The sequence below is a fragment of the Asaia sp. Ae19-3 genome (genome assembly GCF_059801175.1).
In genome coordinates this window covers 383,531-395,441 of record NZ_JBCHWF010000001.1, presented here as the reverse complement: position 1 = coordinate 395,441, position 11,911 = coordinate 383,531, and the positions used below count along the sequence as shown (strand labels likewise).

General features: G+C 61.4%; 13 protein-coding genes. 5 read left to right on the top strand and 8 right to left on the bottom strand.

What is annotated here, in order from left to right; translation table 11 throughout:
- Positions 1 to 43 precede the first annotated feature (43 nt).
- The 6 genes from AAID99_RS01630 to aat all read right to left on the bottom strand — a co-directional run bounded on the left by AAID99_RS01630 (position 44) and on the right by aat (position 6,209).
- Positions 44 to 3,256: a hypothetical protein gene (locus AAID99_RS01630; protein ID WP_498492916.1), complete on the bottom strand. Its 3,213-nt coding sequence runs from the start codon at positions 3,254 to 3,256 to the stop codon at positions 44 to 46.
- Positions 3,257 to 3,271: 15 nt separating this feature from the next.
- Positions 3,272 to 3,733 (bottom strand): thioredoxin-dependent thiol peroxidase, encoded by a 462-nt coding sequence (gene bcp, locus AAID99_RS01625; protein WP_188424979.1) that lies wholly within the window; start codon positions 3,731 to 3,733, stop codon positions 3,272 to 3,274.
- A gap of 21 nt (positions 3,734 to 3,754) precedes the next feature.
- Positions 3,755 to 4,123, bottom strand: a complete 369-nt coding sequence (locus AAID99_RS01620) for a hypothetical protein (RefSeq protein ID WP_188424977.1) — start codon at positions 4,121 to 4,123, stop codon at positions 3,755 to 3,757.
- A gap of 168 nt (positions 4,124 to 4,291) precedes the next feature.
- The gene (locus AAID99_RS01615; protein WP_188424974.1) at positions 4,292 to 4,888 is read right to left on the bottom strand and encodes a hypothetical protein; all 597 of its coding nucleotides are present in this window, start codon (positions 4,886 to 4,888) and stop codon (positions 4,292 to 4,294) included.
- A gap of 2 nt (positions 4,889 to 4,890) precedes the next feature.
- The gene (locus tag AAID99_RS01610; protein WP_188424972.1) at positions 4,891 to 5,523 is read right to left on the bottom strand and encodes a DUF4412 domain-containing protein; all 633 of its coding nucleotides are present in this window, start codon (positions 5,521 to 5,523) and stop codon (positions 4,891 to 4,893) included.
- Positions 5,524 to 5,543: 20 nt separating this feature from the next.
- Positions 5,544 to 6,209 carry a leucyl/phenylalanyl-tRNA--protein transferase gene (gene aat / locus AAID99_RS01605; RefSeq protein WP_188424970.1) on the bottom strand — a complete coding sequence of 222 codons (666 nt, stop codon included), beginning with the start codon at positions 6,207 to 6,209 and terminating at the stop codon, positions 5,544 to 5,546.
- A 121-nt stretch (positions 6,210 to 6,330) separates the two neighbouring features.
- On the opposite strand from aat, the gene AAID99_RS01600 reads away from it, so the two are divergent.
- A complete protein-coding gene (locus AAID99_RS01600) occupies positions 6,331 to 6,495 on the top strand; it encodes a hypothetical protein (RefSeq protein WP_188424968.1) in 165 nt (54 codons plus the stop codon).
- 161 nt (positions 6,496 to 6,656) lie between these two features.
- On the opposite strand, the gene AAID99_RS01595 is transcribed toward AAID99_RS01600, so the two are convergent.
- A complete protein-coding gene (locus AAID99_RS01595) occupies positions 6,657 to 7,493 on the bottom strand; it encodes an EcsC family protein (RefSeq protein ID WP_188424966.1) in 837 nt (278 codons plus the stop codon).
- A gap of 215 nt (positions 7,494 to 7,708) precedes the next feature.
- Between AAID99_RS01595 and AAID99_RS01590 the strand changes: the two genes are divergently transcribed.
- The 4 genes from AAID99_RS01590 to AAID99_RS01575 all read left to right on the top strand — a co-directional run bounded on the left by AAID99_RS01590 (position 7,709) and on the right by AAID99_RS01575 (position 11,147).
- Entirely contained in the window at positions 7,709 to 8,191 is a 483-nt protein-coding gene (locus AAID99_RS01590; protein WP_229719477.1) for a hypothetical protein, read from the top strand.
- 5 nt (positions 8,192 to 8,196) lie between these two features.
- Positions 8,197 to 9,579 carry an NAD-dependent succinate-semialdehyde dehydrogenase gene (locus AAID99_RS01585; protein ID WP_188424964.1) on the top strand — a complete coding sequence of 461 codons (1,383 nt, stop codon included), beginning with the start codon at positions 8,197 to 8,199 and terminating at the stop codon, positions 9,577 to 9,579.
- A gap of 162 nt (positions 9,580 to 9,741) precedes the next feature.
- On the top strand, positions 9,742 to 10,353 hold the full coding sequence (locus AAID99_RS01580) for a PadR family transcriptional regulator (RefSeq protein WP_188424962.1): 612 nt from the start codon (positions 9,742 to 9,744) through the stop codon (positions 10,351 to 10,353).
- Positions 10,350 to 11,147, top strand: a complete 798-nt coding sequence (locus tag AAID99_RS01575; protein WP_498492911.1) for a siderophore-interacting protein — start codon at positions 10,350 to 10,352, stop codon at positions 11,145 to 11,147. The genes AAID99_RS01580 and AAID99_RS01575 overlap by 4 nt, the downstream gene beginning before the upstream one ends.
- Before the next feature lie 27 nt (positions 11,148 to 11,174).
- Here the strand turns inward: AAID99_RS01575 and AAID99_RS01570 are convergent, their stop codons facing one another.
- On the bottom strand, positions 11,175 to 11,813 hold the full coding sequence (locus AAID99_RS01570) for a pyridoxamine 5'-phosphate oxidase family protein (protein ID WP_188424959.1): 639 nt from the start codon (positions 11,811 to 11,813) through the stop codon (positions 11,175 to 11,177).
- Between the last annotated feature and the right edge of the window lie 98 nt (positions 11,814 to 11,911).

The following is an 11,911-nucleotide window of genomic DNA, read 5'->3' as shown; positions in this document are numbered from 1 at the left end:
TGAAACACCTTTCACCCGGACGGGCCTTACGCCCTGCTGCCTGTTATTTGGCGAGCTGACGCATCACACCGGGTAATAGCATGGCAAAGGGATTGACCGAGAGTGTCGGATTGCCCGCCGTGCCCTTGACCGTAAATGTCGCCGCCAGAACCCCGCCCCCGGATTCGGGAGAAAAGAGCTTGCCGACATTGGGCAGGCGACCAGGTGCTGCGTTTATTCCGAAAACAGGTACTACCGTGCCCTGAAGATCAAGCTTGCCCTGATCGAGGCCGATCTTGCCCTCGAGCGTCGCCCCGAGCGCCGGATTGCCGAGATGTCCATCATGGATGGTCATGACATCATTAGTGATTTTGACCGGAAGATGCAGATGCTGCACCTCAAAACGGTCGCTGCTGGCCTGAGACCAGTTGAACACCGAAAGATGGGTCGCTGCCGTCAGCGCAGCCGGTGGCTGCCTGAAGGTGAAGGGGGAGACCGAAATGACCCCCTTGAAGGGCGGCAACTGACCTGTGCCACCATCCCCCACAGACCCGGCAATCTGGGCTTCTCCCCCCTCAAGCCTTTCCGTCATACCGGTCTGGCTCAGCAGCGTGCCGAGATTATCGACATTGAGCTGCAGATACCGCCCGTCCTTATGGGGCGTCAGTTGCATCTGTACGGCGACAGGTTGCCTGAAAGAAAAATGCCCCTTCTCAAGGCGATGATTACGATGTTCGAGATGAGCCACCACGCCGCCAAACGACCCGGTCTGGCTATAGTAGAGACGATCCGTCGCCAGATCGACACTCCAGCGCATCTCCGGTGCTCCGGCCCCGGCAGGCCTGGGGCCTGACACAGGCCCCGAAGGACTGGGCTTGTCTGTAGCAGTCGCTTCCTTTGCGTCATCCCCATGGAGCAGCGGCGCCAGATCGAGATCATGGGCATGCACATGCACATTGACTGGCGCGTTATCGAAGCCGGGCAGCTCGATCACGGCATCTCCGTTCGACCGCCCCACAACGAAATTATCGAGTGCAAGGCTTTTCACCTTCCCGTCGCTGACCAGCCCTCTCCCCTCGACATGCAGTTCGGGCCCTTCTGCCGCAATCTGGTCGAGAGCGACAATCTGCCCCTGTTTCAGCCCGATATGTGCGGCGGCGGTCGCCTTGTCGCCACGCGCCTTGCGCCAGACCGGAATGGACAGGGCCGAGTCAGCAAGATCGAGCGATAAGTGCAGATCAGCACGCCCGTCGAAACGCGCCTTGTAATCGGCCACAAGCTGGGCCGTGCCATGAAAGAGAGACTGGCTGCCAATATGGGAGCGCTGGAGCGCATCCTCGTCGAAAACCGAGACAGCGTGCACATCTTCACGCAACCCGCCGTCGCGACTCAGAAAATTCTCTTCGAGCCGTGCCGTCGTCGGCACATTATCGAGCAGCCCCTCTCCTGTGAGGCTAAGATGACGTTCGGTCGCCTTCATCGTGCCGCTGGCATTTGTCAGATCGCGGCCGAGCACGACATTGCCCAGCGCAACGTTCCGGAAACGCGCCTCTGCATTCACGTGAATCTGGTCATTCTCGATATGGGACGACAAAGGCAGCGTGATCTGTCCGGTGACTATCACCGGGCCGGAGGGATGCGTGAAAGGCAACGGATGGCGCGACAGAAGATGCAGTCGCTGATGCGCCAGCAGCCCCATATGGGCGGCGAGATCGCCAGACATGGCCAGATTGATCGTACCCATCTGATCACGCGCCAGAAGATCGCTGATCAACATGCTTCCGCTATCAAGATGCAGAAGTGGCGCGTTGGCCGCATCACCGCTGGGCTGGATTCCCCCAAGAAAATCAATCCTAAGCGTATCGGGTCCGGCGAAACTGAAACGTGCAGAGACATTGCGCGCCGGGGGGATGGGCCTAAGCCAGTTCACGACGGCATCTTTCACATCCAGCGTCGCCGCCGTCTGTGTTGGCCGTATATGCGCCCAGCCCGAGCCGCTGTGAACCGTCGCGTCGATTGAGAGATTGCTGCCTGTTCCCTCGGTGAGGTTACGCGTCACCCAGCGGCGGGCGCCCTTCATCACGATAGCTGGCCAGATGGAAGCGAGATGGGGCACATCGAGCGTCGTTGCCGAAGCAGAGACGTGGCCGTCGATCTGTTTCGCCTGCATCAGGGAGTCGACAGCAAGGGTTCCACTTGCCGCGAAATGCGTCGGGTGGCCCTGATCATCGATAAGCGTGATGCCCGCGTGGAAATCGTCGAGAACAGCCTGTTTGCCCTTCAGGGCAAGATGGGCCGCCACACCCGCCTCAGAAACCTGTAGCGGTGAGCCTTCTTTCTGATCGATCTGCCCTGCGCGAAAAGTGACTGAAAGCCGTGCTTCGGAGACGGGAAGGCTGCCATTGCGGACATGACCCGATGGCGGGATGACGACATGAGACTCGGCCGTAACCGGCAGGCGCCATGATGCGGCGTGGGGCAGCAGCCCAGCAAAAAGCGCAGGCGATACAGGGCCAAGTTTCAGGTCCCAGGCAGTAGAACCACCTTCACCTGCAGCACCATGAGCCACGAAAGTCATCCGGGGTAACGAAGCCGGGCCGAAGGCACCCTCGACCGTGCCGAGCCATTGCGACAGATCTGCCGAAGGCGGGCGGGAAAGCGCCGCCCTGGCAATTTGCAGCGTCAGATCACCCGCGCCCTGCGCATGATCAGGAAGAGCATCGCGCAGGGTTACGCTGACATCATGCAGCGCTACCCCGCGCAGAAAATCGATCGAAAACCCGCCGGAATGGGAAGATCGGTGCACCGCGCCGGGCCAGTCGAGGTCGATCGACCCGTCCTGCGATCGCTTGAGGATAATTCGAGCCCCATCGAGCGCGATCGTCCTCGGCTCCAGACTACCGCGCAGGAGCGGTGCCATCCTGAAGGCCACGCGCGCATTCCGCGCAGCGAGTGTGGCCGTGCCATCCTGACGAAGGATACGGAGATCTTTCGCGTCGATGATCAGAAGAGGATGGATATGCCTCAGGCCGGGCTGCCAACTCAGGAAGACCTGCTGCCAGACCAGCCTGCCCGCAGGGTGACCGGGCTGCTGCCCTGCCTGAATGGCCACGGGGGAAAAATGACGGGCAATGGCCGTCACATCCAGAGGTCCGGCAGCGAGGCGCCACAGAAGTGCGGCGCCCGCCACCAGCACCAGAGCCAGCGGCAGGATCAGCACAAGCGCCCCAAGACGGAACGCCCGCCAGGACGCACGATGGAAAAGATCGTGCGGCACTATTCTTTCAGAAACCTACAATTCGGAGGCGGCTTCTGTCACCAGCGCAACATGCTCGGCAGGTTTCACCTTGCGCCATATGGCGCGGATGACGCCATCGGCATCGACCAGAAAGGAGCTGCGCTCCATGCCGAAATAGGTCTTGCCGTAATTGGTCTTCTCTACCCAGGTGCCGTAACGATCGGCCAGCTCATGCTCGGCATCGCTGGCGAGCGTGAAGTCGAGCCCGTATTTCTTGGCGAAACGCTCCAGCTTTTCGACCGGGTCGGGGCTGATGCCAATGACCTTCAGCCCCAGAGTTCCAAGTGTCTGCTTCTGGTCGCGCAGGTCGCAGGCCTGGGTCGTGCATCCCGGCGTGTCGGCCTTAGGATAGAAATAAACCAGATAGGGCTGCCCCTTGAGACCCTCGCTGTCGATGGTCTGACCACCGGCAGCGGGAAGGGAAAAAGCGGGCGCGCTATCGCCAATAGCTACCATGATGAAATCGAGACCTCGTGCTCAATATGCGGGATATGCCGGGTAGGAGGGATAGACCGCAACTGGCGGCGGGTAAACTACCCGCGGCGGGGGCTGATAAACGACTGGCGGGGGCGGTGCATAAACGACCGGCGGCGGGGGCGGTGCCACATAGGGACGCGCAATTGCGCCAATCACGGCACCACCGACAAGACCGCCGACCAGCCCACCGACAAAGGCATTGCCACCGCCACCGCGACGCCAGCCACGATCACCACGCCAACCGGGGCCACCACCGTGCCAGCCGGGGCCACCGCCCCAGCCATAGGGGTGAGCCTGAGCCAAGGGAGCGCCTCCCAGAAGACCTGCAAGAGGCAGAGCCGCAAGGCCAATTTTCAGGATATGACGCATTTGGAAACCTCCTCGACAGATCGGGCCAAACAGAGCGGCCGATCCGACATGAACGTTATACCCTCCATATGGTGTCGAATTTTGGACCGAACAGGACGAAAAACGGGCAGAAATGTAACATAATCGCGCAAAATGGCCCGTTTGCCGTCCCAAGGCGTCTGAAACGGCCTACTGGGCCAGTTTCATCGCATCGATTTCGTGAAAGCCTTCCGGCTCCCTGAAGATTTCGGGCCCCTGAGGCGTCTCTGCATAAGCGACAGCACGAATGAGCGGCGTGCCATCATGCGTCGCCAAAAGCAGCACGCCGTTCTCTGCGTAACAGAAATCGGCAGTCCGACCGTCAGTATCGGTCGTGGTCCAGTGGGTGCAGGCCTGGTTCGCCACGCGATCCGCCACTCCTCTGATCCATTGGCCCGAAGCCCGCTGTCCGGGTGGCGCAAATTGCGAATCCGGTGCGCCCGAAACCGTGTAGGTTTTCTCGCGCGTATCGACCACAGACAGGCGATGAGCGCGATAATCGGTCAGCATGATGAGCCCTGTCGACGTCATGTCGAGACGCTGCTGCCAATGGGCCGCGTTCCAGCGCATGCGCTGTGGATAGACGTGTCCGTCCGGCCCGGTGGCCTCATAGGTGACATCCACATCGACCTGAGGCGTCACATAAGGCGTGGTCGCGGCTGGCGGAGCAGCCTCATCGGCGAGAGCCGATGAGGCCGCAGAAGAAAGCGCGGCAAGGGCAAGGCCGCAAAGGACGGAAGCCTTCATGATCACGGCTTGGCAGAGCTCTGCGGGCCGGCACCGTGCGGGATCGGCATCTGGGCGGTGATCTGCTGATAATCGGAGGGGGGAACGAACAATGTCTCGGCGATCGGTCCATACGTGACCTTCTGCGCTTCAAGCTTGCCATGCAGCCCGTCCGCATCGACGCCTTCCTCGCTCAGAATAACCCCGTCTTCCGTGACGCAGGCCACCGCGTTGCCGTGGGTGGAAGTGATGGTCCATTTGTTACAGGCAAGCCCTGCCACCGTGCCTGTGCCATCGGGCGCATATTGCATCGACATATCGAGCATGAACGGGTTGCGCAGGCCGTGCTTGGGCGCAAAGCTCGTATAGACGCGCTGCTTGTGCATGATCAGCGTGACGCGCTGGGCAGGCCGGTCAAGAATGGTCGAACCCGCGTGGTCCGGTGCGTCGATGCGCAGCTTGTCGCCCTCGGCCTTGAACTGGACGATGGCCTCTACAGGCTTGGGCATTTTTTCCGGCTGCACCGAATAAACGACCGTGACGTCGCGAGAGGGCGAAAGTCGCGGATGCTGCTGCGCCAGAGCCGTGCCAGCCCCACCCGTGACAAGGGCGGCCAGCGAAAGCGCCGCAGCGCCCTTTACTTGGAACATCGACATTTTATTCCCTCCAATACGCCCTAGCGAGCGTCGATACCGTCACGAAGACGGATGATCTCCTGCCGGAGTCTGCCCAGCGTGACATCTTCATCCCACGATGCCTCAATCGCGACCGCGTGGTCCAGCATCAACCGATAGGCTGCATCAGGAACGGCAAGACAACCGAATGTTTCCAGATGCGCCGTTGGAAACTGCGTATCGAGCAGCGCGAATCCCGAACAGCGCAGTGAGGCAACCAGATGGACCAGCGCCACTTTCGAGGCATCCGTGCAGCGCGAAAACATGCTCTCCCCGAAAAAGGCTGCACCCAGCTTCACGCCATAAAGGCCGCCGACCAGCCGACCGTCAGACCATGTCTCGATCGAATGGGCGTAACCGAGGCGATGCAGAAGATCGTACTGCGCCTGCAGACGCAGGCTGATCCAAGTGCCGCCTCGCCCCGGTGTCTCGGCACAGCAGCGGATCACCTCATCGAAACAGCGATTGCTCGTAACGTCGAAACGCCCCTGAAGCACGGTACGGGCCAGCCTGCGTGAGAGATGAAAGCGCGAGTCGAGAGGGAGAACGCCGCGCTCGTACGGGCGATGCCAGCTGATCTCATCGGAATCGCGTGATTCGGACATAGGGAAAATCCCCTGCCGATAAGCGCCCAGAAGATACTGCGGGGCGATCGGATCAGGCGGCATGGCGGGCATTCTCCCGAAGCGCAGCCCGACGGAACCCCGGGCGCCGATACGGTTTATCATGGGCACCGACCGGCTCATCATGGTAGGGCACCCCCCTCAGACCGCGAGATGGACTTTCTGTATGCCCCTCACTTTCGTTTATCTGATCGGTATAGCCCTTAGTGGTGTTCTCGCCTTTTTCGCCCCGCATTATCAGGGGCTGGCTTTTGTCATGACAGCGCTCTTTTCCATCCAACTTGTTCCAGCCGGATTGATCGAGGCCTTTCGCGCATCGCACCCGAAATAGGTATGCCGCCGGGGGCTGGGTTTTTCCCCCTGCCACCATGCGACAAAGCGGGCCCGACCCACATCGGACCCTCATATGGCGGGACAAACCCGCACAGGCGTTTCCGGATCCATGGCGTTCAGACCGGGAGATCCCACGCGGAAACCCCATAATGCGCGGCATCACGAGGTGGCGTCGGACGGCCCTGTATGGCGCATGTGCTGGGCGGTATCGCGCACGATGGGCCCGTGCTGGCGCTCAAGACGCCTGATCGTGAACTGCGCCCGCGCTACAGCGCGATAATGGGACAGGAAGGCCGCGTTCAGCGACGCACCGCAGAGCGCGCCCGCCACAGGCACCATCTGCAGGGCGAATTTACGCGACAGGCCGATTCCATAATGTGAGGCGACTTCGGCAATCAGCAGCACAATGGGCTTGCCGCGCATCAAGGCCCGCGCCGAGAAGAACCCGAGTTCACTCTCGTCACCCGCCTGACCAGCCAGAAAACCCTTCAGAGCGAAGACCTCAAGACAGGCGCGACGCGTATCCTCATCGCTCAGATCCTCACCCTCTTCGCGTGCGACACGGGCAATTTCGCGCATGATCGTCAGGGTCGTAAACCCGATATCAGGCATGAGCCCGACGACACCGCCAAAGCCACCGAGCGCGCCCGATACGGCGACAGCGGCCTGAGCCGCGGGATCACGCCATTTCGGCGCCTTGACCGGTGATTCCTGGGCCATACCCAGAATGGCGATGTCGAAAGCCCGCGTGATCGATGCCTCGGCCAGACCCTGCAGCTTGGCCTGGATATTGGGCGCCATGCCAAGGCCCTGCATACCCAGACGAGTCGCCTGACCGACGGCGCCGCCCATCAGGTCGGCCAGACGCACGAGCACACCGCGCCCGTGCTCGACCTTGGCCAGCGCAGACTGAAGCTGCGCCAGAGACTCGCTGTCGAGAGAAAGCGGGGCGATTTCGCCGATTCCCGGGATTGTCGATCCGGTCGCTGAAGCCATGAATTCTGTTCTCCCTGAACTGAGCGCGCCTGCACGGCGAGGCCTGGCACGGGCGTGTGGACATAAGGTCCGTTGCACCCGACGCAACGCCTGACACACCCGGCAGTCACCAAAGTTTGTCGCGAGGCTGCTTTTTTTTCATCCTACAACGTCAGGAGAAAACGAAACAGCGGCTCCCCTGTTAGGTGGATGGATATCGCAAACAGGACACCCCGATGCTCAGGACATTCCCCCTTTACCAGTTCGGCCTCTGCATGACCGCGCTGGCCGCCTCATTGCCTCTGGGTCTCGGAAGCGCTGCTGCCGATCCCGCGTCACAACTCCATGCCATGGAACGCCCGCTCACCCCGGTCGAAAAAGTCGCCCTGCCCGATGGTGGCGCGCCGCCGCCGCCCCATGGCTATGAGGTGACAGATGATTTTGACAATTCGTTGCGTGGCTATTCCTATACCGTCCGATCCCATCAGGCGCTCGGCCTGCCGGGGTCGGAAGCGCATCAATCCACCCAGTTGCCGAATGATGCACCGTCGCATTTCTCGTTTCTGGGCTGGCCGGTGAAATTCAATGCGCCGGTACGCCCACCCTATGAAAACTCGGCGTATCACAATTATGCCGGTTCACCGGGCAACGGGCAGACGGATGTGGTCGCGCAATCTGACGCCGCCGGCACGGCTTTATGGACCAACAACCAGAGGTAGAGATCATGACCAGCCCGCACCCGAATGACGGTGTTACAACAGTCAATCCGGCCAGTGGTGAAACCCTGGCGCATTATCCGTTTCTGACGGATGGCGCCCTGCAGGACATGCTGCGACGCGTCGAGCGGGGTTTCGAGGGCTGGCGGGCCAAATCGCTCGGCGCACGCCTCGATCTTCTGCATCGCTTCGCCACCCGCCTGCGTGAACGCAAGGAAGAGCTGGCGCGTCTGGCCACGCTCGAGATGGGCAAATCGATCACCTCTGCGCGGGCAGAGATAGAGAAATGCGCTGCAGTGATCGACTGGTATGGCAAGCACGCTCCTGCCCTGCTGCGTGACAAGCCTATGCCTGTGCCCATGGGTGAGGCCCATCTCAGCTATGCGCCGACCGGCATCGTTCTTGCCGTGATGCCCTGGAACTTCCCCTACTGGCAGATCATCAGGGCGGCCGTGCCCATTCTGGTCGGGGGTAATGGCTTCATCGTCAAACCGGCGGAAAACACGCTGGGCTGTGGCCTGCTGCTCAACGAGATCGCAGCCGATTGCGACCTCGATGACGTCTTCATGAGCGCCAATCTCTCTCGCGAACAGACTGCCCATGTCATTGCGGATTCGCGCATCAGCGGTGTGACGGTGACAGGCAGCGTGCGTGTCGGGCGCATTCTGGCCGGTATCGCCGGACAATATGGCAAGAAATCCCTGCTGGAGCTTGGCGGGTCGGACCCGTTCATCGTGCTTGCCGACGCCGATCTCGACAAGGCCGTCGATGCCGCCGTGGCTGCCCGCTTCGCCAATTGCGGTCAGGTCTGCATCGCTGCCAAGCGCATCATTCTCGAGGCACCGATTGCCGAAACCTTCAGCGAGAAGTTTCTCGCGAAAGTGCGTGCCCTCTCTCTCACTAACCCGTTGGATGATGACGCCTTCATCGGCCCCATGGCGCGCACTGACCTTCGCGACGGGCTACATGAGCAGGTGCGTCGCAGCGTCGCTGAAGGGGCCCGGCTTGTGGTGGGTGGCGAACCGGGCGATCGCCCCGGCGCCTGGTACGAGCCGACCGTGCTCGCCGGTGTCACACCTCAGATGACGGCTTTCAGGGAAGAGCTTTTCGGCCCGGTCGCCTGTCTGATCGAAGCACACGATACCGATCACGCCATCGCTCTGGCCAATGACAGCACCTATGGGCTGGGCGCCAGTCTCTGGACCCAGAACGCGGCGCTCGGTCAGGCGCTGTCGCAGCGCATCGAAGCGGGTGGGGTCTTCATCAACCGGATTACCGCGTCTGACCCGGCCCTGCCTATCGGTGGCATCAAGGCCAGCGGCTATGGTCGCGAACTGACCGAACTCGGTCTCTACGAGTTCATGAACATCAAGACCGTCTGGGCCTGCTGAACGCCTCGCCCAGCCTCAGCCTGCCTTCTGAAATGCCTCAGAGGGCAGGTCCCTTTCACCGACTGACGCCCGCCGGAACCTCTCTCAAACAGCAACGCGCGCAAAAACATCTTGCGTTATATCTTAAGATAAGACACTCTTAAGATATAACAGGAGATACAAATGCCCTTTCGCCATCATCTACGCCATGTCTTCAGCCGTCACGACGGCTTCGGCGGCGGGTCAGGCCATCGTTTCGGCGGGCGGTTCGGCCGCCATCGCGGCGGCGATATTCCGAGCGGTCGCAAGCTCAGCGCCGAGGAGTTGCAGCTCGTGATTCTCGCCTTGCTGCAAGAGAGCCCTGCCCATGGCTATGAAGTCATCCGCAGGCTCGAGGAGCGGTCGAACGGCTTCTACAAGCCGAGCCCCGGCATGGTTTACCCGGCCCTGACCTATCTCGAGGAAATCGGCCTCGCCGCTGTCACGCAGGAAGGCACACGCAAGCTCTATACGATTACCGAACCCGGCGGGGCGCATCTGGCCAAAAACAAGGCAGAAGCCGATCGTATTCTCGATATCCTCGAGCGTATCGGCGCCCGCATGAGCGAGGTGCGCGAGGCTTTTGCCGGGTTGCACGATCTGGACCCTGAAGCCGCCGACGGTCTCCACAAGGCCCGGCATCTTCTCAAGACCACGCTTTACGCACGACGCGGGTGCAGCCCGATCGAGGCGCGTCGCATCGCGGCTATCCTGACCCGTGCCGCTGCCGAGATTGCCGAAGGAGAGAGCGCATGACTCAGGACGGCCTGGCTCCCACAAAGATCCGTCATGCGCTGCGGCTTAGACGCATCACGGTCGCGCAGATTATTCCGCTTTCCGATACGATGCGCCGTATCGTCTTCACCGGCGAAGATCTGCATGACTTCGTGACCGCTGGCGTGGACGATCACGTCAAGCTGTTCTTCCCGCAACCAGGCAGTGACACGCCGGTTCTGCCCGATCTTGGCGCCGACCGCAGCGCACCGCGTGACCCGCGCCTGATCGCGCGTGACTACACGCCGAGACGTTTCGATGAAGAGACGCGGGAACTCGTCATCGACTTCGTGCTGCATGATGAAGGCCCCGCCACGCAATGGGCTGCCCAGGCAAAGCCGGGCCATGTTCTGGGGATGGGGGGCCCCAAAGCCTCGCATATCGCGCCTGAGGCGCTGACGACGCATCTGCTGATCGGCGATGATACCGCCCTGCCCGCCATCGCCCGCACCCTCGAGACCCTTGCGCCCAACCATCGGGCCATCGTCCTTCTGGACACGCGCGAGACCGAAAAGACCTATCCGCTGATCAGCAATGCCTGGATCGAGGTGCATCGTTGCGAAAAGGGTGGCGATGAGACGCTGCCAGACCTGCTGCGCCACGTGGTTCTGCCCTCGGTCGAAAAGCTCAATGTCTGGATTGCGGCCGAAATCGAGGTCGTGCGCACGCTGCGCGATCATCTGGTCAATGAGGAAGCCGTACCCCGTACGCAGATACGCGCCGCCGGTTACTGGCGGCGGGGGGATGCTGCCGGAGGCGGCCGTCTCGACACATGACGACGCGCCCTCGCCGGGTTGCGAAATTCAGGCGATGAATTTCGCCTGCGCCTTTCGCAGGGACTCAGGGGGTAATGTCCCCTCTGGCGTATGAGCATCCTGAATGCCCGTACCGAGGGCGGTCACAACCGGCACGACCCCCCCCCAGAGTGTCGAGGGCAGATCTGCCGGATCTTCTACCGGCGGGCCGGTGCGTATCTTGGCACTTGCCGCCTCGATATCGAGCGCGATCACTCCTGTCGCTTTGAGTTCCTGCACGGTCATGCCCCGCAACTCGCTGCTGCGACCGGGCAGAAGATGGTCGGTAATCGCATCGAGAGCCCGTGCGTGCTCCTCGCCCCTCACCTTCCTCGCTTGCCCATGCACCACGGCGCAACGATAATTGACCGAGTGATGAAAGGACGAGCGTGCCACCACGATGCCGGTGAGCTGCGTTACTGTTACACAGAGCTTGAGCCCATCCAGCCCCATCAGCCGCGTCTTGGAAGCGCCATGCAGATAGAGCGTGCCGCCGCAACGCGCATAGGCCATCGGCATGACCATCGGCCTGCCATCGGCCACGAAACCAACATGCCCGACGAGCCCCGTATCGAGAATGGCGTGGATGGTCGCCTCGTCATAATGCGCGCGCTTGCCCTGACGGGCCTTCGCATAATCGGGAACCATTCTTGCCTCCTAGATCTGTCCTGAGCAATCGTCGCTTGACCGAAACGGATCTAGCGCGCCAACTGGACTGATTCGAGATCCGGTTTATCGATATTTCT

What these genes read in the sequence shown, in the direction of transcription:
- bcp (WP_188424979.1), bottom strand. Translation starts at nt 3,733, where the DNA reads ATGGTAGCTATTGGCGATAGCGCGCCCGCTTTTTCCCTTCCCGCTGCC.
- AAID99_RS01620 (WP_188424977.1), bottom strand. Translation starts at nt 4,123, where the DNA reads ATGCGTCATATCCTGAAAATTGGCCTTGCGGCTCTGCCTCTTGCAGGT.
- AAID99_RS01615 (WP_188424974.1), bottom strand. Translation starts at nt 4,888, where the DNA reads ATGAAGGCTTCCGTCCTTTGCGGCCTTGCCCTTGCCGCGCTTTCTTCT.
- AAID99_RS01610 (WP_188424972.1), bottom strand. Translation starts at nt 5,523, where the DNA reads ATGTCGATGTTCCAAGTAAAGGGCGCTGCGGCGCTTTCGCTGGCCGCC.
- aat (WP_188424970.1), bottom strand. Translation starts at nt 6,209, where the DNA reads ATGCCGCCTGATCCGATCGCCCCGCAGTATCTTCTGGGCGCTTATCGG.
- AAID99_RS01600 (WP_188424968.1), top strand. Translation starts at nt 6,331, where the DNA reads ATGCCCCTCACTTTCGTTTATCTGATCGGTATAGCCCTTAGTGGTGTT.
- AAID99_RS01595 (WP_188424966.1), bottom strand. Translation starts at nt 7,493, where the DNA reads ATGGCTTCAGCGACCGGATCGACAATCCCGGGAATCGGCGAAATCGCC.
- AAID99_RS01590 (WP_229719477.1), top strand. Translation starts at nt 7,709, where the DNA reads ATGCTCAGGACATTCCCCCTTTACCAGTTCGGCCTCTGCATGACCGCG.
- AAID99_RS01585 (WP_188424964.1), top strand. Translation starts at nt 8,197, where the DNA reads ATGACCAGCCCGCACCCGAATGACGGTGTTACAACAGTCAATCCGGCC.
- AAID99_RS01580 (WP_188424962.1), top strand. Translation starts at nt 9,742, where the DNA reads ATGCCCTTTCGCCATCATCTACGCCATGTCTTCAGCCGTCACGACGGC.
- AAID99_RS01575 (WP_498492911.1), top strand. Translation starts at nt 10,350, where the DNA reads ATGACTCAGGACGGCCTGGCTCCCACAAAGATCCGTCATGCGCTGCGG.
- AAID99_RS01570 (WP_188424959.1), bottom strand. Translation starts at nt 11,813, where the DNA reads ATGGTTCCCGATTATGCGAAGGCCCGTCAGGGCAAGCGCGCGCATTAT.